Genomic DNA, 21701 nt, shown 5'->3' with positions numbered 1-21701 from the left:
GCAGCAAGACTGCACGTTCGGTACGTATGATTGATCCGGAGCCTGAAACGAAAATATCGACTGCAAGACCTGGGAGCGGGCGTTCCTCCAGATGCGGCGTTGGTTTCGTTTGAGGAATAGTTCAAACCCATCGCCGGCCCGCTCAGACACGGCCTCGACATCGTCGATGCTGCTCCGAACGGCGCTGATATAGCCCTGCATGCGACTTTCGGCAAGCAGGAAATGCCCCATTTTGCTGGGTTTTCGGGCCGAAAGCGACGCGACGGCCCGCGATTCTAGCGCCTGGCGCGCGCGGCCTCGACGATGGCGATGGCGGCACGGACGCCGGCCTCGATGTCCAGATTTGAATTGTCCAGCGTGTGGGCGTCCGGAGCCGGCCGCAAGGGTGCAATCGCCCGGTTCTTGTCCCGCTCGTCGCGCTTGAGGATGTCGGCGAGCACCGCCTCTTCGTCGGCGTCCTCGCCGCGGGCGCGCGCCTCCAGCGTGCGCCGCCGTGCTCGCACGCGGGGGTCGGCGACCACGAAGATCTTCACGTCGGCATCGGGGCAGATCACGGTGCCGATGTCACGTCCGTCCAGCACCGCACCGGGCGGATCGGCGGCGAACTGGCGCTGAAAATTCACCAGCACCTCGCGAACCTGCGGAATCGCCGACACCACGGAGGCGGCATCGCCGACCTTCTGGGTCTTCAGGATCGGATTGCCGAACTTTTCGGGGTCGAGCTCGAGCGCCGCGGCCACGGCCAGCACCTCGTTGCTGAGCTCGGCACCAGCTTGAATCATCGCATAGGCCACCGCACGGTAGATCACGCCGGTGTCGAGATGACGATAGCCGTAGTGGTGGGCGAGCCGCTTGCCGAGCGTGCCCTTGCCCGAGGCGGCGGGTCCGTCGATGGCGATGATCATGCGAAATCAGCTCCGAGCGCGCGCATCATCGGGATGAAATCCGGAAAACTGGTGGCGATGAAGGCGGTATCGTCGATTTTCACCGGCCGATCGGAGGCGCAGCCCATCACCAGCGCCGACATCGCGATGCGGTGATCCATATGCGTGGCAACGAGGCCGCCGCCTGGAACATGGCCGCGGCCCTCGACGATCAGATCGTCGCCGGAGACCTCGACCTTGACGCCGTTGACCCGCAGCATGTCGGCGGTGGCTTCAAGGCGGTCGGATTCCTTGACGCGCAGCTCCTGCAGGCCGCGCATGATCGTGGTGCCCTCGGCGAAGGCGGCCGCGACCGCCAGCACCAGATACTCGTCGATCATCGACGGCGCGCGCTCCGGCGGCACTTCGACACCCTTCAGCTTCGAGGCGCGCACACGCAGCTGCGCCATCGGCTCGCCGGCATCGCCGCGCACATCGCTCTCCTCGATCGAGGCGCCCATCTCGCGCAGCGTGGTGAACAGGCCGGTGCGCAGCGGATTGGTCATCACGTCTGAGAACACGACATCGGACCCTTCGACGATCAGTGCGGCCACGATCGGGAATGACGCGGAGGACGGATCGGCGGGCACCACGACGTTGGCGCCGTGCAGCTCGGGCTCGCCGTGCAGCGAGATTCGCCTGCCGTGGCTGCCTTCCTGCTCGGAGGATATCTCGGCGCCGAAATGCTTCAGCATTAGCTCGGTGTGGTCGCGGCTTGCCTCCTGCTCGATCACCGTCGTGATGCCGGGCGCGGAGAGCCCCGCCAGCAACACCGCGGACTTGATCTGGGCCGAGGCGACCGGCGTCTTGTAGACGATCGGCACCGGATAGCGGGCGCCGTGCAGGGTGAGCGGCAGCCGGCCGCCCTCCCTTATGTCGCTGGTTCGGGCGCCCATCAGCTCCAGCGGGTCGAGGATGCGGCGCATCGGCCGCGAGCGCAGCGAGGCGTCGCCGTCGAAAATGGCGGCGATCGGGCAACCGGCCACCGCGCCCATCACCAGCCGGCAGCCGGTGCCGGAGTTGCCGAAATCGAGCGGCGCGGCAGGCTGGGCGAAGCCGCCGACCCCGACGCCGGACACCGACCAGGTAAACGGCGCCGTCCGCTCCACTTTGGCGCCGAGCGCGCGCATGGATTTGGCGGTATTGAGGACGTCCTCGCCCTCCAGGAGGCCGGAAATGCGGGTTTCGCCGACCGAAAGCGCCCCCAGGATCAGGGCGCGGTGGGAAATCGATTTGTCGCCGGGAACGCGGACCGTGCCGGCCAGGGGGCCGCACGCGCGCGATTCCAGCGAGGTCGGGGTGTCAGAATGGGCCAAGATTGTGTCCTCTCGCGTCGCGGCAGGTATCACATAGGCAACACCGCGTCACGCGCCCGTCAAATGCGCGCAGACCGCTATTGACAGCGGCTCCTCAACTAGCCAAGTGAAGCTCCGTTTTTCAGGAAAATTCTGGGATTACCACGTGGCCAAGTCCGAGCTCGGAACCAAGCGCATTTGCCCGACCACGGGCAAGAAGTTCTACGACCTCAACAAGAATCCGGTGATCTCGCCCTATACCGGCGAAGTCGTGCCGATCGCGCCGATCGCCCCGCCGCGGGGCCGTGGCGCCACCGTCAGTTCGCCTGCGACCGCAGCCGACATGCCGGAGCCCGCCGAGGCCGAGGAGATGGTCTCGCTCGAGGAGGCCGATGCCGAGGAGAACACCGGGAAGGTCAAGGCCCAGGTTCCCGAATCCGAGGACGATATCGAGGTCGATGAGACCATCGACGACGATGACGACGACGATTCGACCTTCATCGCCGACGAGGAAGAGGGCGATGAGGACGTCACCGACATCATTGGTGACGTCGGAGGCGACGAAGAGACTTGAGATCGGCGCCGATCTATGATCAACGGTGCTGCCGCGCGAGTCGTCCAGGCCGCGCGGACCGGGATCGATCCCCCAGGATCATCCCAACTGGATAAGGGGCCATAGCTCAGCTGGGAGAGCGCTTGCATGGCATGCAAGAGGTCGGCGGTTCGATCCCGCCTGGCTCCACCACGCTTCGCCCTTCGGGCTACGCGTGGCGCAGCCACGAGTTGCCTGAAGGGCGAAGCGTGGTGTCCGGCGTAGCCCGAAGGGCGAAGACGGACTGGATCAACTAGCCGACTTATCTTATCAGTAACTGCGATGCGCCACTGGTACGCGTGGCGCAGCCACGAGTTGCCTGAAGGGCGAAGCGTGGTGTCCGGCGTAGCCCGAAGGGCGAAGACGGACCGCCAAGGTCCTGTTGCCCGTCCGGCCATCCGTGGATGCGAATGTGGTACGTCTACATCATCCGCAGCATCAACTTCCCTGATCAAGAATATGTCGGCGCGACCGAAGATCTGAAGCGCCGGATTCCTGAGCACAACGCCGGCAAATCGGCGCACACCTCAAAATTTATGCCGTGGGAATTGGTCTGGTACTGCGCATTTCCCGACAAGTATAAAGCGTTGGCCTTCGAGAAATATCTCAAATCCCACTCCGGCCGCGCCTTCGCCAAGAAGCGCCTCTAACCGCCCCGACCGCCCCTACTCCCCCAGCACCGCATTCAGCCGGTCGCGCAGCGCGACGATCTCGTCCTTCATCGCCATCAGTTCGCCGACGGTGCAGTCCGAGGCCGCGAGGATCGACTGCGGCACAGCCTTGGCCTTTTCGCGCAGCGCGTGGCCCTGCGGCGTCAGCGCGATCAGCACCACCCGCTCGTCCGCGGTGCTGCGGGTCCGTTTGATCAACTCCGCCGCCTCCAGCCGCTTCAAGAGCGGCGTCAACGTGCCGGAATCCAGGAACAGGCGCTCGCCGAGGTCCTTCACCGCCACGTCGTCGCGCTCCCACAGCGCCAGCATCACGAGATACTGCGGATAGGTCAGCCCGAGCCGGTCGAGCAGCGGCTTGTAGACGCGGTTGAAGGCGTGCGCGGTCGAATAGACCGCAAAGCAGATCTGATTGTCGAGCCGCAGCGCCTGATCCGCGGCCGTCGGTTTCCTGGCCATGATTCCCATCGAATCCATCTCGTTTCCGGGTCATTCTGGGCTCACGGGACCGCGGATTCAATTGCGAACAATTAAATGTGAGACCGCATATTTTATATTGTGCGCAATCTATTTGCGTGCAATACATGTGTCATCGAATTCAAGCCCAACCCACCAAGGGAGACCACGATGTCTGTGAACGTGCTCTACAAGACCAGCGCCAAGGCAACCGGCGGCCGCGACGGCCATGCGGCGACGCTTGACGGCGCACTCGACGTCAAGCTCACGACCCCGAAGGAGCTCGGTGGCGGCGGCGGTGCCGGCAACAATCCGGAGCAGCTGTTCGCGGCCGGCTATGCCGCCTGCTTCATCGGCGCGATGAAGTTCGTGGCCTCGCAGGGCGGCCCCAAGGTTCCCGCCGACGCCTCGGTGACCTCGACGGTCGGCATCGGCCCGCGCTCGGAAGGCGGCTTCGGCCTCGCCGTCGAGCTCGCGGTGTCGCTGCCCGGCCTTGCGCGCAACGATGCCGAAGCGCTGGTCGAGAAGGCCCACCAGGTGTGCCCCTATTCCAACGCGACCCGCGGCAATGTCGACGTCAAGCTGAGCGTCGTCTAATTCCACATCACGCAATGGTCCGCCGCAACACGTGGCGGACCATTGCTCTTTCAGCGGCTGGTTCGCTTGGCGAACGCATGCGCCGCCTGCTGCATGGGCCTGCGCCGACGGAAGCATTGCTGGGTCGGCTGAAGACCGTTAGCTCTGGGACCCTCGTTTATCTGATCCCAACTGAGCGAAGGTTGTTTCCATGAATACCCCAGCGGCTACGGGCGCGATGACCGGCCTGCGCGTGATCGATCTGACGCGCGTGCTCGGCGGTCCGTATTGCACCCAGATTCTTGCCGACCACGGCGCCGACGTGATCAAGGTCGAGCCGCCCGCCGGCGACGAGGTGCGAGACTGGGGTCCTCCCTTCCACGAAGAAGACGCGGCCTATTTCGTCGGCATCAACCGCAACAAGCGCTCGATCGGCCTCGACCTCGCTTCCGAGGGCGGACGCGCGGTGCTGATGAAGATGCTCGAGACCGCCGACGTGCTGATCGAGAATTTCAAGCCGGGCACGCTCGACAAATGGGGCATCGGCAACGACGTGCTGCGCGCGAAATTTCCGCGCCTCGTGCATTGCCGGATCTCCGGCTTCGGCGCCGACGGCCCGCGCGGCGGCAATCCCGGCTATGACGCGATCATCCAGGCGATGACCGGCATGATCGCGGCGACCGGCTCGCCGGAGAGCGGCCCGATGCGGATCGGCGTGCCGCTGGTCGACATCACCACCGGGCTCTACGCCACGATCGGCATCCTGATGGCGCTGTCGGAGCGGCAGCGCTCGGGGCTCGGCCAGTTCATCGAGACGACGCTGTACGAGACCGGGCTCGCGATCATGCACCCGCACACCGCGAACTACTTCATGCACGGCAAGCCGCCGTCGCTCACCGGCAACGAGCATCCCAACCTCGTGCCGTACGCGATCTTCCCGACCAAGACCGACAACATCTTCATCGGCGTCGGCAATGACGGAACCTTCCGCAAGCTCGCCAAGGAGATCGGCAAGCCCGAGCTCGGCACCGACCCGCGCTTTGCCCGCAACAAGGACCGCATCGCCAACCGCGATGCGCTCCGCGTCGAGCTGGCAGCGGTGTTCAGCCAGCACGAGGCCGAGCCGCTGTGCAACCGGCTGCTCGCCGCCGGCCTGCCGGCCGGCCCGGTGCAGAAGATCGACCAGGCGCTGACCAACCCGCACACCATCCATCGCGGCGACGTCATCGAGAAGGATTGGTACAAGGGCGTCGCCTCGCCGATCCGCCTCGAACGCACCAAGCCGAACCTGCGCCGCACGCCGCCGAAGTTCAGCCAGCACGCCGCGGAAGTGCTCGGCGAGTTCGGCTACTCGAAGGACGAGATCAACGGCCTGGTTGAAAAGGGCGTGGTCTGCGGTCCCCAGCGCAAGCGCTAAAGGCGTTTTCGAGCCTGTCCCGCACGTGATGCGGGATGGGCACCGGTTCGCGTCAGGACAAAGCTGGAGCGTCGGCCCGTATCGAACCGGCCGACACATCAGCACTGCGGTGCAACGTCGCGTTTGGCGCTGCACCGCACGGAGCCGGCTGCGGTCTTCGCCTTTTTTACCGCTTCCCTTCGCTTCGGCTTCCCCCCTACCATGACTTTCGTTTATACGGTCATTTGAACGTCATCCGGCGCTGATAACGCGCGCAACGAAAGATGATGTTCCAATTGGGAGGGGTTTTGATGTTCTTTCGACGACTAGGCGCTGCCGCGGCAGCCGCTGCCGCGCTTGCATTCGCGTCGCCCGCGTTCGCGGTGACCGAGATCCAGTGGTGGCACGCGATGACCGGCGCCAACAACGACGTCATCGTCAAGCTGGCCAACGACTTCAACGCCTCGCAATCCGACTACAAGGTGATCCCGACCTACAAGGGCGGCTACGCCGACACCATGAACGCCGGCATCGCCGCGTTCCGCGCCGGCAACGCGCCGCATATCATGCAGGTGTTCGAGGTCGGCACCGCGACGATGATGGCCGCCACCGGCGCCGTCAAACCGGTCTACAAGCTGATGGCCGACGCCGGCGAGAAGTTCGATCCGGGCGTCTATCTGCCCGCGATCACCGGCTACTACTCGACCTCCAAGGGCGAGATGCTGTCGTTCCCCTTCAACTCGTCGTCGACGGTGATGTGGATCAATCTCGATGCGCTGAAGAAGGCCAACATCGCCGAGATTCCGAAAACCTGGCCGCAAGTGTTCGACGACGCCAAGAAGCTGAAGGCAGCCGGCTATAACACCTGCGGCTTCTCCGGCTCGTGGGTCACCTGGGTCAATCTCGAACAGCTCTCGGCCTGGCACAATGTGCCGCTCGCCAGCAAGGCCAACGGCCTCGACGGCTTCGACACCGTGCTCGAATTCAACGGCCCGCTGCAGGTCAAGCATCTCGAGAACCTCGTCGAGCTGCAGAAGGACAAGACCTACGACTATGCCGGTCGCACCAACACCGGCGAAGGCCGCTTCACCTCGGGCGAATGCCCGATCTACCTGACCTCTTCGGCCTTCTTCGGCAACGTCAAGGCGCAGGCCAAGTTCAACTTCACCGCGGCGCCGATGCCGTATTATCCCGACGCCAAGGGCGCGCCGCAGAACTCGATCATCGGCGGCGCCTCGCTCTGGGTGATGGGCGGCAAGTCGGCCGAGGAATACAAGGGCGTGGCCAAGTTCCTGACCTTCCTCTCGGACACCGATCGCCAAATCTGGATCCACAAGGCCTCGGGCTATCTGCCGATCACCAAGGCCGCCTATGCCAAGGCCAAGGAAGAAGGCTTCTACAAGGACCAGCCCTATCTCGAGACCCCGCTGCTCGAGCTCACCAACAAGGAGCCGACCGCGAATTCCCGCGGCCTGCGCCTCGGCAACATGGTGCAGCTGCGCGACATGTGGTCGGAGGAGATCGAGCAGGCGCTGGCCGGCAAGAAGACCGCCAAGCAGGCGCTGGACGCCGCCGTCGAGCGCGGCAACCAGATGCTGCGGCAGTTTGAAAAGACCGCCGTCCGCTGACATGATGCCTTCGGGCATGAACCGGACAAGCGCGAAGCGGTTTTCCACCATGCCCAGACGACAAGCTAAGGCGCGATGACGATCCAACCTCATCTCATCGCGCTTTAGGGCGATCAACCGGCGGGCCGCATCCGCGGCCTGCCCTTCTTCCGAGCCCATGCAAAAGCAAGCGATTTTCCAATCAAAGCTGTTGCCTTACGCGCTGGTTGCCCCGCAACTCGCGATCGTCCTGATCTTTTTCTACTGGCCGGCCGTACAGGCGGTGATCCAGTCCTTCCTGCTGCAGGACGCCTTCGGTCTCTCCACCAGCTTCGTCTGGTTCGAGAACTATCTCGAGCTGTTCAAGGAGCCGGCCTATTTCGCGGCGATCGTCCGGACCTTCGTGTTCTCGTTCGCGATCGCGGTCTCCTCGCTGTCCTTCGCGCTGCTGCTCGCTGTGATGGCTGACAGGCCGCTGCGCGGCTCGACGCTGTATCGCACGCTGCTGATCTGGCCCTATGCGGTGGCCCCGCCGGTGGTCGGCGTGCTCTGGGTGTTCATGCTGCACCCCTCGCTCGGCGTGCTGTCGCGCTATTTGCGCGCCATGGGCATCGACTGGAATCCGCTGCTCGACGGCGACCAGGCGGCGGCCCTGATCATCCTCGCCGCGGCCTGGAAGCAGATCTCCTACAATTTCCTGTTCTTCCTCGCCGGGCTGCAGAGCATCCCGAAAAGCGTGATCGAGGCCGCCGCGATCGACGGCGCCCGTCCGATGCGGCGGTTCTGGACCGTGATCTTCCCGCTGCTGTCGCCGACCATCTTCTTCCTCTTGGTCATCAACATCGTCTACGCCTTCTTCGACACCTTCGGCATCATCGACACCATGACCCGGGGCGGTCCCGGCAAGGCGACCGAGACGCTGGTCTACAAGGTCTATACGGACGGCCTGCTCGGCGGCAATCTCGGCTCGTCGGCGGCGCAGTCGGTCATCCTGATGGTCATCGTCGTCATGCTGACGGCGATCCAGTTCCGCTTCGTCGAGCGCAAGGTGACCTACTGATGGTCGAGGAAGAAGGCTTCCAGCGCTATCTGGCTCACGTCATCCTGTGGATCGGGATCGCGATCGTCGCCTTCCCGGTCTATCTCGCGCTGGTCGCCTCGACCCAGGACAACGCCGTCATCGCCAACGGCCAGATGTCGCTGCTGCCCGGCGGCCATTTCCTCCAGACCTACTACCAGACGCTGTTTGTCGGCACGAGCGGCTCGACCCGCGAGCCGGTGCTGAACATGATGCTGAACTCGCTGGTCATGGCGCTCTTGATTGCGGTCGGCAAAATCGCGATCTCGATCATCTCGGCCTACGCGATCGTGTATTTCCGGTTTCCGTTCCGGATGGCGATCTTCTGGATCATCTTCATCACGTTGATGCTGCCGGTCGAGGTACGCATCTATCCGACCTACAAGATCGTCGCTGATCTGCATCTGCTCGACAGTTATGCCGGCCTGTCGCTGCCGCTGATTGCGTCAGCCACCGCGACGCTGCTGTTCCGCCAGTTCTTCATGACCGTGCCGGATGAATTGCTGGAAGCTTCCCGCATCGACGGCGCAGGCCCGTTCCGCTTCTTCTGGGATACGCTGCTGCCGCTGTCGCGCACCAACATGGCCGCGCTGTTCGTGATCCTCTTCATCCTCGGCTGGAATCAATATCTCTGGCCGCTGTTGATCACGACGCGCGACGACATGCAGACCATCCAGGTCGGCATCCGCAAGATGATCACGACGACGGACGCGCTGACCGAATGGCCGATCGTGATGGCGACCGCGCTGCTCGCGATGCTGCCGCCGGTGTTCGTCGTCGTCGTGATGCAGAAACTGTTCGTGCGCGGATTGGTGGAGACGGAAAAGTAATGGCTAACGTCACGCTGCGCAGCGTCCGCAAGACCTATCCCGGCGGCTTCGAGGCCATCAAGGGCGTCAATGTCGACGTCGGCGACGGCCAGTTCTGCGTGCTGGTCGGCCCTTCCGGCTGCGGCAAGTCCACGCTGCTCCGCATGGTCGCGGGGCTCGAGACCATCACCGGCGGCGAGATCGACATCGGCGGCCGCGTCGTCAACCAGGTCGAGCCTGCCGATCGCGACATCGCGATGGTATTCCAGAACTACGCGCTCTATCCGCATATGAGCGTCTACAACAACATGGCCTACGGCCTGCGCAACCGGGGCATGGCCGAGGCCGAGATCAAGACCCGCGTCGAGGAAGCCGCGCGCGTCCTCGAGCTCTCGCCGATGCTGGAGCGCAAGCCGCGCCAGCTTTCCGGCGGCCAGCGCCAGCGCGTCGCGATGGGCCGCGCCATCGTGCGCCAACCGAAAGTGTTCCTGTTCGACGAGCCGCTGTCGAACCTCGACGCCAAGCTGCGCATCGCGATGCGGGTCGAGATCCGCAAGCTGCAGCGCCGGCTCAACACCACGTCGATCTACGTCACCCACGACCAGCTCGAGGCGATGACGCTCGCCGACATCCTCGTCGTCATGAACGGCGGGCAGGTCGAGCAGATCGGTAATCCCCTGGACATCTACCAGAAGCCGGCGACCACCTTCGTCGCCTCCTTCATCGGCGCGCCGCCGATGAACCTGATGCCGCTGCGCGCGGACGAGCTGAAGTCCCAGATCACGGGCGCCGACGGCGCCGGCATTGTCGGGATCCGGCCGGAGGATTTCGTGATCTCGAGCGAGACCAGATCCGGCTGCATCGCGCTTGGCCTTACGGTCGAGGCGATCGAGCATGTCGGCGCCGAGACCTTCGTCTATGGCAGCCGCCAGCGCGAGGAGCAGGGCGTTGCCGCCAATCCGGGCGAGCTGCCGCCGGGCGAGGTGATTGTCCGGGTTCCCGGCGTCTCGGGTCCCGCCATCGGCGAGCGGATCCGGGCCGTCGCCCCCCGCGACAAGCTGCATCTTTTTACCGCCGACGGCCGCAAGCGCGTCGGGGAGTAACCGATCGGGAAGAATTTACCCCCATGTTGCGGGCGTTTAAGCTGGTTTCGGGGCTGCTTGAACGCTATCCAGATCGCCCCCATATCCCTCACTGACCGGAGGCCAGACGGCCCGCCGGTTGCATGGGGCGCCGCAAGGGCCCCTCAAAGTCGCTTCGAGAGGACTTTGTAATGTCTCGTGTTCCATCGTTGTCCAGTCCGTTCCTTCTGGGATTCGACGAGATTGAGCGTGCGCTCGACCGCGTCGTGAAGGGCGCCGACGGCTATCCTCCGTATAACATCGAGCGGTGCGACCGTACCAACGGGCAGCCTGAACGGCTGCGCATCACGTTGGCGGTGGCGGGCTTCACCCGCGACCAACTCGATGTAACTATTGAGGAAAATCAGCTCGTCATCCGCGGCCGCCAGCAGGACGACAAGGCTCGGCAATACATCCATCGCGGCATCGCCGCGCGCCACTTCCAGCGCACCTTCGTGCTGGCGGAGGGGATGCAGGTGCTGGGCGCGGATCTGAAGAACGGGTTGTTGTCGATTGATCTGGCCAGGCCGGAACCTGAACGGGTCATTAAGACAATCGCTATCAATGAGCACGAATAATAGAAACAACGAGCGGACTCGACCGCTTATCTGACTGAGGAGTCGAGACCATGAGTGAACTGAGTACCACCACCATCGAATCCGAGAGCGTCACGCCGGAAGCGCTGGCCCATCTGGGCGAAGGTCATATCGCCTACGTGAAGCAGGTCCGCTCCGAGGACGTGCCGGATCTCTTTCCGCAAGCGCCGAAGATCGCGCCGGGCCTCAAGCTGTTCGCACTGCACGCCGCCGACGGCACGCCGATCATGCTGACCGACAGCCGCGAAGCCGCGGTCGCGAATGCGTGGAGCAACGAGCTGCAAGCCGTCAGCGTCCACTGACGCAAATCTACGGCTGAATTCAGCATCCGCGAATTCAATGCGCGGGCCTGCTTCGTCACCGAGGGGGCCTGCGCATTTTTTATGGCGATGAGGTCGACGTGGCGAGCATCGGGCCCATGCTGAGCTGCACCTCGCCGGGCACGTTGTAGTCGCGCATCAGCATGCGGTTGTTGCGCAGCCCGCACGCCTCCCGCTGCACCACGAACATCCAGAGCGCATGGCCGGCCTCCCGCACCAGGAGGCGCCGTGCCTGCTGTGTGGACGCAGGCGCTTCATCGCGCGGATGGGCGGCATCGAACTCGCGCAATTTGGCGAGCGCCTGTTCCAGCGCGCGACCCATGCGCCCGAGCGCACTCGCCCTCTCTTCGGCGAGCTCGTAAGCGAGAACGTCGACGGGAACGCGATCAAGGCGAAAATCGCGGGACATCAGTCATCCCTGGTTCGCACGCGCAATGTTGCGCGCGTCCGTCTTCCGGCGTCATCGGCTGGTTGTCAATACATGTTCAGGACAAGGCACTTTCGCGCGAAGCGGATCAGAACCGCGGCTCGAGCCGCGCGCGGATGTCCGGCTTCAGCACCTTGCCGACCTTGGAACGCGGAAGATCGTCCCAGACCTCGATCTGCTTCGGCGTCTTGATGCTGCCGATCTGCTGCTTGACGAAGGCGGCGAGCGCGGTCGCATCGACAGTGTGGCCGGCGCGCGGCTGCACCACGGCGACGATCCGCTCGCCCCATTTGTCGTCGGGCAATCCGATGACGGCGCAATCCTGCACCGCCTCGTGGGTGCGCAACGCGTTCTCGACCTCGATCGAATACACGTTGAAGCCGCCGGTGATGATCATGTCCTTGGCGCGATCGACGATATAGAGATAGCCGTCGCCGTCGATGTAGCCGATATCGCCGGTGTGGTGCCAGCCATGCGCCGAAGCCTCGCGCGTGGCCTCGGGGTTCCTGTAGTAGCCTTCCATGACAAGCGAACCGCGCACCACGATCTCGCCGCGCGATCCCGCCGGCAACAGCTTGCCGTCGCCATCCATGATGCCGGCCTGCACCAGCGGGCCGATCCGCCCGGCCGACGAGAGTCGCTCCATCGCGATGGTGCCGTCCGGATTGTAGTGATCGGCGGGCGGCATCATCGAGATCATCATCGGCGCCTCGGTCTGGCCGAACAGCTGCGCCATCGGACCGATCCGCCGCAGGGCTTCGGCGAGCCGCGTCGCCGAGATCGGTGCCGCGCCGTACCAGAAACATTGCAGCGAGCTGCGATCGGCCGCATCGAGCCCGGGATGATCGAGCAGCATGTAGATCACGGTCGGCGGCAGGAAGGTGTGGGTGACGCGGTAGCGCTCGATCAGCGCCAGGAACTCGCCGATGTCAGGTTGGTGCATGATCACGACGCGGCCGCCCAGCGTCATGATCGGGAAACAGAGCACGCCGGCGGCATGCGTCAGCGGCGCCAGCGCGAGATAAATCGGACGGCCCTTGAACGGATAGCCCATCAGGGTCAGCGCGGTCATCGCCTCGATGTTGCGTCCCGACAGCATCACGCCCTTCGGCTTGCCGGTGGTGCCGCCGGTGCCCGGGATCATCGCGAGATCGTCGATCGTGGCGCGCTGATGGACATCGTCAGTAAGCCCGTCGAGCCAGCGCTCGAACGACGGCGCGAACGGCAGCTCGGCGTCGAGACAGACCAGCGCGCGCAGCTTGGGCAGGTCCTGCCGGACAACTTCGACCATCGGCGCAAAGCTCGAATGAAACAGCAGCAGGCTGCAATCGAACTGATCGAGGATGAACTTGTTCTCAGGCGCCTCGTTGCGCGGATTGATCGGACACCACACGGCAGCCGCGCGCGAGATGCCGAACACGCAAGCGAAGGCGAGCGGATCGTTGCCGGACAGGATCGCGACCTTCTCGCCGGGAGCGATGCCCGACCGGTCGAGCCCGCGCGCGATGCGATAGCTCAGCCGCTGCACCTCGCCATAGCTGAGATCGCGGCCGTCCATCGTGAGACACGGCGCGTCGGCGCCGAGCGAGGCACCCTTGTCGAGATAATCGATGAAGCGCATGGCAGGTCTCGCGCAAGAGGCGGGTGACGCGCTACTGCGTCACCCGCGGAAGGTGCGTCTTCGAGCAAAACGAAAACGCTTCAGGGAACGGAGTGTCGAGCCCCGATCCGAGCGGGGCTCAAGCTCAATCATGCACGGTCAGAACCGGCTTGCCGACCAGGCCGAAACTGCGCAACTGCCCGAGCAGCTCGCGATGGCCGAACGCCTGACAGCCGGAGGCGAAGCCTAGGCGCTTTGGCGGCTGCTGCAGCAGGTGCGCGGCAGCATAGGCCTGCAGCATGCCGGTCTGCTTGTAGTTGCTGTTGCCGTAGATGACGCAGTGCGCGCGCCCCAGCGGGCCGGAGGCATACACCGAATCCAGCGACTTGTTGACGCGCGGATTCTCGCGTGGCGGCATGGTGTTCATCACGCCGGCAGCGGTCTGCGCCAGCGCGGCGTAGCGCTCGTCGGGCTTCATGTCCTTGGTCGCCTCCAGCGCCGCGGCGACGATCTGCGGCACGCCCAGCATCAGCGCGCGATTGAACACGCCGCCCAGCACCTTCACATTGGCGACGCGCGGATCTTGCTTGAACCACACCGGGTGCGAGGTGCCGCCCCAGGGCAGCGCCAGCGCCAGCTCGTGCTGGCCGGGGATGGCGAGGTTGTAGAGGCCGGCATCGGGCTGATGCTCGACGTACTTGTTCTGCTCCAGGTAGTACGCCTTGGCCATCGCGGCGTTGACCAGGATGGTCTGCGTCGAGGCGATGGTCGGGCTGCCGCCCCAGAACACGGCGATATCGAGCGTGTCGAGGCCGGGCGTTTCCAGGCACAGCTGCGCAGCGATCTCGCCGGTGGTGTACATCTGCGCGATGCCCGGCGCCAGCAGCAGGCCGGCATTGGCGAATTTCGTGCCAAACTCATGTTCGAGCGTGATCAGCCAGTCCTGCTCGCCGGTCGTATCCGTATAGTGGCACTTGGCAGCCAGGCAGGCCTGTACCACCTCGCCGCCGAACTTGGCGAAGGGGCCCACAGTGTTGAGCACCACCGAGGCGCCCTTGAACAATTCAGTCAGCGCGGCCACGGTGTGCGGCACCGACACGACCTCATAGTCGGCAGTCTCGATGCCGGCCACGTTCGACTTCATCGCGGCGTTGAGCTTCTCGGCGCTGCGGCCGGCGGCGATGAAGGGGATGTTGTACTCGCGCAGATATTCGCAGACCAGCCGGCCGGTATAGCCGGAAGCGCCATAGACGATGACGGGCTTCTTCTCGCTCATTGCGATCCTCCGAAATGCTTGTTGTCGGCTTTGTTGCTACATGCCCATGCCGCCATCGACCGGCAGGCCGATGCCGGTGATGAAGCGCGCATCGTTCGAGCACAGGAACACGGCGGCGTCGGCGATGTCGGAGACCTCCGCGAGCTTGCCGAGCGGCGTCTGCTCCACCACCGAGCCGACAGCGGCGTTGACGTCGGGCGCGAGACCGATCTTCACGATGTCGTTGGCGAGCTGCAGGCCCATGTCGGTCGGGATCAGGCCGGGATAGATGCAGTTGACGCGCACGCCATAGCCGAGCTTGCCGGCTTCCATCGCGCCGACCCGCGTCATGCGGTCGACCGCGGATTTGGTGCCGGAATAGACCGCGATGCTCGGGAAGGCGATCGTCGCCGCGACCGAAGCGATGTTGACGACCGCGCCGCCCTTGCCCGCGGCGCCGCCCGGCCGCATCGCACGGAAGGCGTGCTTCATGCCGAGCACGGTGCCGACGATGTTGACGTCGCACATGCGGCGCGCATCCTCGGCCTTGATGTCGGCGACCAGCGAGGTGATCTCGATGCCGGCATTGTTGATCAGGATGTCGAAGCCGCCGAGGGTTTCGACCGTCGCTGCGGCGGCCCGCTCCCATTGCCCATCGTCGGTGACGTCGAGCTTGACGAAGCCGGTCTTGACCCCGGCCTTGGCGATCTCGGCAGCACTGCCCTCGCCGGCGTCGTCGAGAATATCGCCGATCATCACCGCGGCGCCGGACCGCGCCAATGCCTGCGCGATCGCCGCGCCAATCCCCCGGGCGCCGCCGGTGACCAGGGCTTTCCTGCCTTCAAGGCTCTTCCCACTCATGACGTAGTCCTCCCTTTGCTTGGTGATTTGATCGGCGTGCCGTTGGCCGCGGCAGGATGGGCCGGCGGTCTGCGCATTCTGGGTGCACTGGTGGTGGCGGCCGGCGTCAGCGGGGGCGCAGCGTTGGCGCGCCCGGCGGCGGTGCATCTCCTCCTGTTTCTCGATTGGTCAGCCGTCTTGACGGTTGTCCAAATTATTGCGCCAACCCTCGTCCAGGAACTTGACACTTGTCAAGTCTGAATTTGACAACTGTCAAAGAGGATGATTGTGAAGAGATGGAGCGCGCCGCGGTCGCCGCGGTATAGTTGCTCGAGGGAAGAAGCAGAGGGAAGGCACGGAATGGCGCGGCAAGCGACAGGAGCGGCCCAACGGGTGGCTGTAGCGGCCGAGGCGCTGCGCGACGAGAAGTTCAACGCGCGGCGCGTCGAGCTCGCGGAGGCCGCGCTGGAGACGCTTGGCGAGCTCGGCTTCGCGCGCACCAGCCTGCGCGAGATCGCGCAAAACTCCGCATTCACGCACGGCGTGTTTCACTACTACTTCAGCGACAAGCTCGATTTGATCTGCTGCTGCGTCCGCCACTACAAGGCGAAATGCGTGACGCGCTATGACGAGGTGGTGACGACAGCACGCAGCCGCGACGAATTGACCGAAGGCTTCCTCGCCAAGCTCGCGGCAACGCTCGAGAACGAAGCGCGCATGCATCGGCTCTGGTACGATCTGCGCTCGCAGGCGATGTTCGAGCCGGCGTTCCGCAAGGACGTGCTCGAGATCGACAAGAGCCTGGAAGCGATGATCTGGCGCATCGCCACGCGCTACGCCGAGCTCGGCAACAAGCGGCCGGCATCGTCACCGGCGGCGCTGTACGCGCTGTTCGACGGCCTGTTCCAGAGCGCGCTGCTCCGGCATCTCGCCAATGACGAGAAGGCAATCCCCGATCTGCTCGACGAGGTTCGCCGTCTGCTGCCGACGATCTGCTGAGAGGTTTGCGAACGCTCCGTAGCCCGGATGGAGCGCAGCGTAATCCGGGACTGAACTATCCGCAGTTAGAGTAGCTCCGGATTGCGCTTCGCTCCATCCGGGCTACGGACTACTCCAATGAAGCCTTGAGCGCCAACAGCGCGGCCTTCAGCGGTGGTAGATCATCCTTGACCGCTTTCCAGATGATCGTGGCGTCAACGCGCTGGTAATCATGCCGCAAGATGTTGCCTATGCCTGCGATGTCTTTCCAGCGGACATTCTCGTGCTGAGCCTTTAACTCGCTGCCGAGGTGGCGGCTCGCTTCCGAAATGACTTCGATTCCGCATTCAATTGCGGAGCGCAGCAGCCACGAGCGCTCGTAGTCGCGGATGGATTTTCCTGCCAACGTCTTTTCGATGCCACGGATGCTTTCGAGCATGTCGTGGATACGAAGCAAGGGGGAGCGCACGATCATTCAGAAAACCCGCGTTGCCTCCGCCTCGATCCGCTCTCGAATCAGTGGATGAAGTCCTTTGCGTGTGGTGAGATCGACTTCGACGCCGAGACTCTCTTCGAGCAGTCGCTTGGTCGCGACCAGGTCGAGAGCATTGAACCGGCTGCGAGGATCGTAGTCCACGAAAAGATCAATATCACTCCCTGCACGAGCCTCGTCGCGCGCAGTCGAACCAAATAGATACAGCGAAGTCGCCCCGAGTGCCTTGATGGCATCGGCCTGGTCACGGAGCTTCCTGAGGGCTTCGGTTCGCGTCATGAACGAACTATACCACGGGCCGCCAAGCGCCCGCAAAATCGTACGGCAGGCGGCCTTACGCCGCGCTCGCCGGCGGCAGTGCGAGCACCGAGTAGATCGCCTGGGCGTCGCGTGAGGCACGCAGCTTCTTGGCGACGTCCTGGTCGCGCAGCAGGCGGGCGATCCGCGCCAGCGCCTTGAGATGGTCGGCGCCGGCGCCTTCCGGTGCGAGCAGCAGGAAGATCAGGTCGACCGGCTGGCCGTCCATCGCCTCGAAATCGATCGGGCGCTCGAGGCGGGCGAAGAAGCCGAACAGCTTCTCCAGCTTGGGCAGCTTGCCGTGCGGAATGGCGACGCCATAGCCGACCGCCGTGGTGCCGAGCTTCTCGCGCTGCAGCAGCACCTCGAAGATGGCGCGCTCATTCTGCCCGGTCAGAGCGGAGGCACGCGCGGCGAGTTCCTGCAGCGCCTGCTTCTTGCTGATGACTTTCAAAGCCGGGAGAATCGCCTCGGGTGCGACCAAATCGGTAATCGGCATTGGGACGTTCCGAGGTGAATGACCGTCAGGTTGCGAAATAGGCTTTACAGCGGCGGCGTCAAGAAGATGAGGTGGGATGCGGGCTTAGCCCGGGTCCAGTTGGCAGGGCTTCTACTCCAACGTATCGGCGGTGCCAACACCTGCGAACCCTGTTCCGCCTCCCTTGTTCCTGGAGGCGGCGGACCATAAGCAGGGCCGGCTTCGGACGTCAATGCCATCTGCCAACTATCCTCAAGGGCTCACTGCCGGCGGATCGACCCAGCCGACATTGCCGTCCGTACGGCGGTAAATGATGTTCAACCGACCGCTGCCGCCATGCTGGAACACCAGGCAGGAGGCGCCGGTCAAATCGAGCTCCATCACGGCTTCGCTGACCGACAGCCGCTTCAGCGCGGTGGTTGCCTCGGCAATGATCACCGGGCTGTATTCGGTGACCTCGTCCTCGTTCTCGGGCGCCTCGATGACGTAGCTCGGCGCGTCGAGCCCGACGCCGTTCAATTCGGCAAGCGCGGCAGTCGCGGCATAGGTCTTGCGGGCGGAGCGATCCTTGAGCCGGCTCTTGTAGCGGCGCAGGCGCTTCTCGATCATCAAGAGCGCGGCGTCCGCACTGGCATAGGCGTCGGTGGCGTTGGATTCGGCTTCCAGCGTGATGCCGGAATCCAGATGCAGCGCGCAATCGGTTCGGAAGCCGAAGCCATCCTTGCTCAGCGTGATGTGACCCGAATAGTTGCCATCAAAATACTTTCGCAGGACCTCGTCGGTGCGCTCGCTGACGCGCGCGCGAAGCGCCTCGCCGATGCTGATGCTCTTTCCCGAGATTCGAAGGGTCATTTGATGCCTCAATTGCTGGATGCCTCGATCACTCTTGCAGGAGCATGATGCTTGCTGGGCTTCCGGTTACCTCCCTTTCTGGACGACGCTCGACCTGGAAAGATTGAGACTATCCCGATTTGGCGCGAACGCAACGAGCGCATGGCCCGGTCCGTACCCGAACGGGGTCACGCTCAAGAAGTAACCTAAACGGAGGCTGTATCGCGCGACCGGTCGGACGAGGAGGCAGGAGCCGAAAGGGCATTACCGAGCATGCTCTGTTTGTCACGGCGGCGCTGCACCGAGGATGGTATCCGCATCGCCTCGCGATACTTCGCGACGGTACGGCGGGCGATATCAATGCCCGAGGCGCGCAAACGTTCCACGATCGTGTCGTCGGACAGGATCGCCGACGGGGCCTCTCCGTCGATCAATTGCTTGATGTGATGACGCACCGCTTCGGCCGAATGCGCCTCGCCGCCGTCGGCCGACGCGATCGAGGCGGTGAAAAAATACTTCAATTCAAAACTGCCGCGATTGGTCGCCATGTATTTGTTGGCGGTGACGCGCGACACCGTCGATTCATGCATCTGGATCGCGTCCGCGACCGCCTTCAGATTGAGCGGCCGCAAATGCGCGACGCCATAAGTGAAGAAACCATCCTGCTGGCGGACGATTTCGGTCGCGACCTTCAGGATGGTGCGGGCGCGCTGATCGAGCGCGCGGACCAGCCAGGTCGCATTCTGCAGGCAATCGGTGAAATACGACTTGTCACCGTCCTTGCGGATCGTCTTCGACAGCTCAGCGTAATAAGTCTGGTTGACCAGAACGCGTGGCAGAGTGTCGCTGTTGAGCTCGACATGCCAGCCGCCGTCGGGACCCGGACGCACATAGACGTCGGGCACCATGGTCTGCGTCCGCGCGGTGCCGAACTTCAGCCCGGGCTTCGGGTCGAGCCGGCGGATCTCGGCGATCATGTCGGTGATGTCTTCGTCGTCGACGCCGCAGAGCTTTCGCAAGGCCGCGATGTCGCGCTTGGCGAGCAGGTCGAGATGCTCGACCAGTGCCTGCATCGCGGGATCGTAGCGATCGAGCTCGCGCAGCTGGATCGCGAGGCATTCGCTCAGGTTTCGCGCGCATACGCCCGGCGGATCGAACTTCTGCAGCACGGCGACGACCTCGTCGACCGCTTGCTGCGACGCACCGAGCCGCTCGGCGGCCTGGCCGAGATCGGCCGGCAGGTAGCCGGCGTCGTCGACCAGGTCGATCAGATACTGCCCGATCATGCGCTGCGCCGGCGCCGAGAACGCCACCGCGAGCTGTTCGGCGAGGTGGTCGGCAAGCGTCAGCTCGGCGGCCACGAAAGCTTCGAGATTGTACTCGTCGTCGCTGGAGGCGCCGCCGCCCCATTCGGTGTAGACCGATGGCGGCGCATCCTGTGCGGCGCGCGCCGCCGCCTCCGCCGGCTCCTCGGAAAACACGTTGTCGAGGCGGGTATCGAGCGTCTGCTCGATCTCGGCGCGGCTGCCGAGGTCGCGGTTCAGCCATTCCTCCTGGCCGGGCTCGAAGCCGGCCTCACCGCCTGGGCCTGCGGCCATGTCGGAGGCGTCGCCATCGTCCCCATAGCTGCTGGAACCGTCGGAATCGCCGTAGTCCGGCCGCTCCATGGCCGGCTCGCCGGCTACCGGCGGCTCCGGTCCGTCGGCGGCCCGCTCCAGCAGCGGATTGCGCTCCAGCTCTTCCTCGACAAAGGCCGACAGATCCAGGTTCGACAGTTGCAGCAGCTTGATCGCCTGCATCAGCTGCGGCGTCATCACCAGCGACTGCGACTGGCGGAACTCTAGTCTTTGGGTCAGCGCCATGGAGGCAAGAACGATCCTAAAAGTTGGCTCGATTCTTGCTTATATTAGTCCGAAGCCCTTGTACACGGCTTGACGGATTGGAAAATAGCGATAACCGCGATCAGCAAAAGTGGACGTCCCGGTTTTGCGTCCGATCGCGCGTCAAATTCCTTAATTAGCGCATGATCTTATCGCCAAACCGCTTCACACTTTGGCGGATCATGCGCTACAGGCGGAATTCCTCGCCAAGGTAAAGCCGACGTACATCGGGATCATTAACGATCTCCTCCGGGCTTCCCTCAGTCAAGATTTCACCGGCATAGACGATATAGGCGCGGTCGGTCAGCCCGAGCGTCTCGCGGACATTGTGGTCGGTGATGAGCACGCCGATGCCGCGGTTGGTGAGATGGCGGACGAGGTCCTGGATGTCGCCGACCGCGATCGGGTCGATGCCGGCGAACGGCTCGTCGAGCAGCATGTAATTGGGGCGCGTCGCCAGCGCGCGCGCGATCTCGACGCGGCGGCGCTCGCCGCCGGACAACGCGATCGACGGGCTCTTGCGCAGCCGCGTGATGTTGAACTCGTCGAGCAGCGAATCCAGCTCGTGCTCGCGCTTCTTCTTCGAGGGCTCGACCACCTCGAGCACCGCGCGGATGTTCTGCTCGACCGACAGGCCGCGGAAGATCGAGGCTTCCTGCGGCAGATAGCCGATGCCAAGGCGCGCGCGCTGATACATCGGCAGCTTGGTGACGTCGTGGCCATCGAGCTCGATCGCGCCGCGATCGGCCTTGATCAGCCCGGTGATCATGTAGAACACGGTGGTCTTGCCGGCGCCGTTGGGCCCGAGCAGGCCGACCGCTTCGCCACGGCGCACATAGATGCTGACGCCGCGCACGACTTGGCGGCTGCCAAAACTCTTTTCCACGCTATGCACAGCCAGATAACCCGGCCGCTTGATGAGCTGCGGCGCGGCGGGAGCGCTGTTCCTGGCCGGCCTCGCCCGCGCCGGCGCTGCTGCCGGCTGGGATCGCGGCAGCTCGACGCCGGGAGCCGACGCGGCGCGCGCCATCGGCGCATCACTCACCGGAGACGTCAGCATCTCGCCGAACTGGTCGTCGAGCGCCGTGATGTCGTCATGCGAGCGCGCAAATCCGGTACTGCGTTTCGCAGAGCGCCGCCGGAACATGCCGAGAAAATCCACCATCCCCGCTTCGCTTCAGCCTT

24 protein-coding genes and 1 tRNA gene are annotated in these 21701 nt (G+C 64.2%); 12 read left to right on the top strand and 13 right to left on the bottom strand.

Annotated features, from left to right (window positions below; all coding sequences use genetic code 11):
- Positions 1-275: 275 nt before the first annotated feature.
- Together cmk and aroA are read right to left on the bottom strand one after the other, a co-directional pair.
- Positions 276-905, bottom strand: coding sequence for a (d)CMP kinase (cmk, locus tag J2R78_RS17315; protein ID WP_057020410.1), 630 nt, complete (start codon positions 903-905; stop codon positions 276-278).
- Positions 902-2239, bottom strand: a complete 1338-nt coding sequence (aroA, locus tag J2R78_RS17310; RefSeq protein ID WP_253588355.1) for a 3-phosphoshikimate 1-carboxyvinyltransferase — start codon at positions 2237-2239, stop codon at positions 902-904. Before aroA ends, cmk begins: the two co-directional genes overlap by 4 nt.
- Before the next feature lie 145 nt (positions 2240-2384).
- On the opposite strand from aroA, the gene J2R78_RS17305 reads away from it, so the two are divergent.
- The 3 genes from J2R78_RS17305 to J2R78_RS17295 all read left to right on the top strand — a co-directional run bounded on the left by J2R78_RS17305 (position 2385) and on the right by J2R78_RS17295 (position 3460).
- Entirely contained in the window at positions 2385-2792 is a 408-nt protein-coding gene (locus J2R78_RS17305; RefSeq protein WP_057020408.1) for a TIGR02300 family protein, read from the top strand.
- Positions 2793-2887: 95 nt separating this feature from the next.
- Positions 2888-2963, top strand: a tRNA-Ala gene (locus J2R78_RS17300).
- Positions 2964-3220: 257 nt separating this feature from the next.
- Entirely contained in the window at positions 3221-3460 is a 240-nt protein-coding gene (locus J2R78_RS17295) for a GIY-YIG nuclease family protein (RefSeq protein ID WP_225642551.1), read from the top strand.
- 15 nt (positions 3461-3475) lie between these two features.
- Here J2R78_RS17295 and J2R78_RS17290 read toward each other — a convergent pair whose 3' ends face one another.
- Positions 3476-3937: a MarR family winged helix-turn-helix transcriptional regulator gene (locus tag J2R78_RS17290; protein ID WP_057020441.1), complete on the bottom strand. Its 462-nt coding sequence runs from the start codon at positions 3935-3937 to the stop codon at positions 3476-3478.
- Positions 3938-4105: 168 nt separating this feature from the next.
- Here J2R78_RS17290 and J2R78_RS17285 point away from each other — a divergent pair, with 168 nt between their 5' ends.
- From J2R78_RS17285 to J2R78_RS17250, 8 genes are all read left to right on the top strand, one after another.
- Positions 4106-4531 (top strand): organic hydroperoxide resistance protein, encoded by a 426-nt coding sequence (locus J2R78_RS17285; protein ID WP_026192038.1) that lies wholly within the window; start codon positions 4106-4108, stop codon positions 4529-4531.
- A gap of 190 nt (positions 4532-4721) precedes the next feature.
- Entirely contained in the window at positions 4722-5927 is a 1206-nt protein-coding gene (locus J2R78_RS17280; RefSeq protein ID WP_076833791.1) for a CaiB/BaiF CoA-transferase family protein, read from the top strand.
- Positions 5928-6217: 290 nt separating this feature from the next.
- Positions 6218-7534 carry a sn-glycerol-3-phosphate ABC transporter substrate-binding protein UgpB gene (gene ugpB, locus J2R78_RS17275; protein ID WP_253605799.1) on the top strand — a complete coding sequence of 439 codons (1317 nt, stop codon included), beginning with the start codon at positions 6218-6220 and terminating at the stop codon, positions 7532-7534.
- A 157-nt stretch (positions 7535-7691) separates the two neighbouring features.
- Entirely contained in the window at positions 7692-8573 is an 882-nt protein-coding gene (gene ugpA / locus J2R78_RS17270) for a sn-glycerol-3-phosphate ABC transporter permease UgpA (protein ID WP_225161440.1), read from the top strand.
- Positions 8573-9421, top strand: a complete 849-nt coding sequence (gene ugpE / locus J2R78_RS17265) for a sn-glycerol-3-phosphate ABC transporter permease UgpE (protein WP_253605798.1) — start codon at positions 8573-8575, stop codon at positions 9419-9421. The genes ugpA and ugpE overlap by 1 nt, the downstream gene beginning before the upstream one ends.
- Positions 9421-10503 carry a sn-glycerol-3-phosphate import ATP-binding protein UgpC gene (locus J2R78_RS17260; protein WP_253605796.1) on the top strand — a complete coding sequence of 361 codons (1083 nt, stop codon included), beginning with the start codon at positions 9421-9423 and terminating at the stop codon, positions 10501-10503. Before ugpE ends, J2R78_RS17260 begins: the two co-directional genes overlap by 1 nt.
- Before the next feature lie 170 nt (positions 10504-10673).
- Complete coding sequence (locus J2R78_RS17255; RefSeq protein ID WP_021082592.1) at positions 10674-11099, top strand: Hsp20 family protein; 426 nt, start codon at positions 10674-10676, stop codon at positions 11097-11099.
- 50 nt (positions 11100-11149) lie between these two features.
- Positions 11150-11419 carry a DUF1150 domain-containing protein gene (locus J2R78_RS17250; protein WP_016843536.1) on the top strand — a complete coding sequence of 90 codons (270 nt, stop codon included), beginning with the start codon at positions 11150-11152 and terminating at the stop codon, positions 11417-11419.
- A gap of 79 nt (positions 11420-11498) precedes the next feature.
- Here the strand turns inward: J2R78_RS17250 and J2R78_RS17245 are convergent, their stop codons facing one another.
- From J2R78_RS17245 to J2R78_RS17230, 4 genes are all read right to left on the bottom strand, one after another.
- Positions 11499-11846 (bottom strand): DUF6665 family protein, encoded by a 348-nt coding sequence (locus J2R78_RS17245; RefSeq protein ID WP_253605794.1) that lies wholly within the window; start codon positions 11844-11846, stop codon positions 11499-11501.
- A 106-nt stretch (positions 11847-11952) separates the two neighbouring features.
- A complete protein-coding gene (locus tag J2R78_RS17240) occupies positions 11953-13485 on the bottom strand; it encodes an AMP-binding protein (RefSeq protein ID WP_253605792.1) in 1533 nt (510 codons plus the stop codon).
- A 124-nt stretch (positions 13486-13609) separates the two neighbouring features.
- Entirely contained in the window at positions 13610-14740 is a 1131-nt protein-coding gene (locus J2R78_RS17235) for a DUF5938 domain-containing protein (RefSeq protein ID WP_253605790.1), read from the bottom strand.
- Between the two features lie 36 nt (positions 14741-14776).
- On the bottom strand, positions 14777-15580 hold the full coding sequence (locus J2R78_RS17230; RefSeq protein ID WP_092081097.1) for an SDR family NAD(P)-dependent oxidoreductase: 804 nt from the start codon (positions 15578-15580) through the stop codon (positions 14777-14779).
- A 372-nt stretch (positions 15581-15952) separates the two neighbouring features.
- Here J2R78_RS17230 and J2R78_RS17225 point away from each other — a divergent pair, with 372 nt between their 5' ends.
- Entirely contained in the window at positions 15953-16558 is a 606-nt protein-coding gene (locus tag J2R78_RS17225; protein ID WP_026192040.1) for a TetR/AcrR family transcriptional regulator, read from the top strand.
- Between the two features lie 109 nt (positions 16559-16667).
- Here J2R78_RS17225 and J2R78_RS17220 read toward each other — a convergent pair whose 3' ends face one another.
- The 6 genes from J2R78_RS17220 to lptB form a co-directional block, all read right to left on the bottom strand.
- The gene (locus J2R78_RS17220) at positions 16668-17012 is read right to left on the bottom strand and encodes a DUF86 domain-containing protein (RefSeq protein ID WP_253605789.1); all 345 of its coding nucleotides are present in this window, start codon (positions 17010-17012) and stop codon (positions 16668-16670) included.
- Positions 17013-17309, bottom strand: a complete 297-nt coding sequence (locus J2R78_RS17215) for a nucleotidyltransferase family protein (protein WP_057020394.1) — start codon at positions 17307-17309, stop codon at positions 17013-17015. It lies immediately after the preceding gene.
- A 55-nt stretch (positions 17310-17364) separates the two neighbouring features.
- On the bottom strand, positions 17365-17826 hold the full coding sequence (ptsN, locus tag J2R78_RS17210) for a PTS IIA-like nitrogen regulatory protein PtsN (protein WP_016843543.1): 462 nt from the start codon (positions 17824-17826) through the stop codon (positions 17365-17367).
- A 231-nt stretch (positions 17827-18057) separates the two neighbouring features.
- The gene (gene hpf, locus J2R78_RS17205; protein WP_028337939.1) at positions 18058-18657 is read right to left on the bottom strand and encodes a ribosome hibernation-promoting factor, HPF/YfiA family; all 600 of its coding nucleotides are present in this window, start codon (positions 18655-18657) and stop codon (positions 18058-18060) included.
- Positions 18658-18842: 185 nt separating this feature from the next.
- Positions 18843-20498, bottom strand: a complete 1656-nt coding sequence (rpoN, locus tag J2R78_RS17200) for an RNA polymerase factor sigma-54 (RefSeq protein WP_168856202.1) — start codon at positions 20496-20498, stop codon at positions 18843-18845.
- A gap of 205 nt (positions 20499-20703) precedes the next feature.
- Positions 20704-21681 (bottom strand): LPS export ABC transporter ATP-binding protein, encoded by a 978-nt coding sequence (lptB, locus tag J2R78_RS17195; protein ID WP_253605788.1) that lies wholly within the window; start codon positions 21679-21681, stop codon positions 20704-20706.
- Positions 21682-21701 lie beyond the last annotated feature (20 nt).

The organism is Bradyrhizobium sp. USDA 4538 (assembly GCF_024171045.1).
Classification (GTDB): domain Bacteria; phylum Pseudomonadota; class Alphaproteobacteria; order Rhizobiales; family Xanthobacteraceae; genus Bradyrhizobium; species Bradyrhizobium australafricanum.
Note: the sequence above shows the minus strand (reverse complement) of the source record. Positions and strands in the feature narration are given on the sequence as shown.

What these genes read in the sequence shown, in the direction of transcription:
- cmk (WP_057020410.1), bottom strand. Translation starts at nt 905, where the DNA reads ATGATCATCGCCATCGACGGACCCGCCGCCTCGGGCAAGGGCACGCTC.
- J2R78_RS17295 (WP_225642551.1), top strand. Translation starts at nt 3,221, where the DNA reads ATGTGGTACGTCTACATCATCCGCAGCATCAACTTCCCTGATCAAGAA.
- J2R78_RS17290 (WP_057020441.1), bottom strand. Translation starts at nt 3,937, where the DNA reads ATGGCCAGGAAACCGACGGCCGCGGATCAGGCGCTGCGGCTCGACAAT.
- J2R78_RS17285 (WP_026192038.1), top strand. Translation starts at nt 4,106, where the DNA reads ATGTCTGTGAACGTGCTCTACAAGACCAGCGCCAAGGCAACCGGCGGC.
- J2R78_RS17280 (WP_076833791.1), top strand. Translation starts at nt 4,722, where the DNA reads ATGAATACCCCAGCGGCTACGGGCGCGATGACCGGCCTGCGCGTGATC.
- ugpB (WP_253605799.1), top strand. Translation starts at nt 6,218, where the DNA reads ATGTTCTTTCGACGACTAGGCGCTGCCGCGGCAGCCGCTGCCGCGCTT.
- ugpA (WP_225161440.1), top strand. Translation starts at nt 7,692, where the DNA reads ATGCAAAAGCAAGCGATTTTCCAATCAAAGCTGTTGCCTTACGCGCTG.
- ugpE (WP_253605798.1), top strand. Translation starts at nt 8,573, where the DNA reads ATGGTCGAGGAAGAAGGCTTCCAGCGCTATCTGGCTCACGTCATCCTG.
- J2R78_RS17260 (WP_253605796.1), top strand. Translation starts at nt 9,421, where the DNA reads ATGGCTAACGTCACGCTGCGCAGCGTCCGCAAGACCTATCCCGGCGGC.
- J2R78_RS17255 (WP_021082592.1), top strand. Translation starts at nt 10,674, where the DNA reads ATGTCTCGTGTTCCATCGTTGTCCAGTCCGTTCCTTCTGGGATTCGAC.
- J2R78_RS17250 (WP_016843536.1), top strand. Translation starts at nt 11,150, where the DNA reads ATGAGTGAACTGAGTACCACCACCATCGAATCCGAGAGCGTCACGCCG.
- J2R78_RS17245 (WP_253605794.1), bottom strand. Translation starts at nt 11,846, where the DNA reads ATGTCCCGCGATTTTCGCCTTGATCGCGTTCCCGTCGACGTTCTCGCT.
- J2R78_RS17240 (WP_253605792.1), bottom strand. Translation starts at nt 13,485, where the DNA reads ATGCGCTTCATCGATTATCTCGACAAGGGTGCCTCGCTCGGCGCCGAC.
- J2R78_RS17235 (WP_253605790.1), bottom strand. Translation starts at nt 14,740, where the DNA reads ATGAGCGAGAAGAAGCCCGTCATCGTCTATGGCGCTTCCGGCTATACC.
- J2R78_RS17230 (WP_092081097.1), bottom strand. Translation starts at nt 15,580, where the DNA reads ATGAGTGGGAAGAGCCTTGAAGGCAGGAAAGCCCTGGTCACCGGCGGC.
- J2R78_RS17220 (WP_253605789.1), bottom strand. Translation starts at nt 17,012, where the DNA reads ATGATCGTGCGCTCCCCCTTGCTTCGTATCCACGACATGCTCGAAAGC.
- J2R78_RS17215 (WP_057020394.1), bottom strand. Translation starts at nt 17,309, where the DNA reads ATGACGCGAACCGAAGCCCTCAGGAAGCTCCGTGACCAGGCCGATGCC.
- ptsN (WP_016843543.1), bottom strand. Translation starts at nt 17,826, where the DNA reads ATGCCGATTACCGATTTGGTCGCACCCGAGGCGATTCTCCCGGCTTTG.
- hpf (WP_028337939.1), bottom strand. Translation starts at nt 18,657, where the DNA reads ATGACCCTTCGAATCTCGGGAAAGAGCATCAGCATCGGCGAGGCGCTT.
- rpoN (WP_168856202.1), bottom strand. Translation starts at nt 20,498, where the DNA reads ATGGCGCTGACCCAAAGACTAGAGTTCCGCCAGTCGCAGTCGCTGGTG.
- lptB (WP_253605788.1), bottom strand. Translation starts at nt 21,681, where the DNA reads ATGGTGGATTTTCTCGGCATGTTCCGGCGGCGCTCTGCGAAACGCAGT.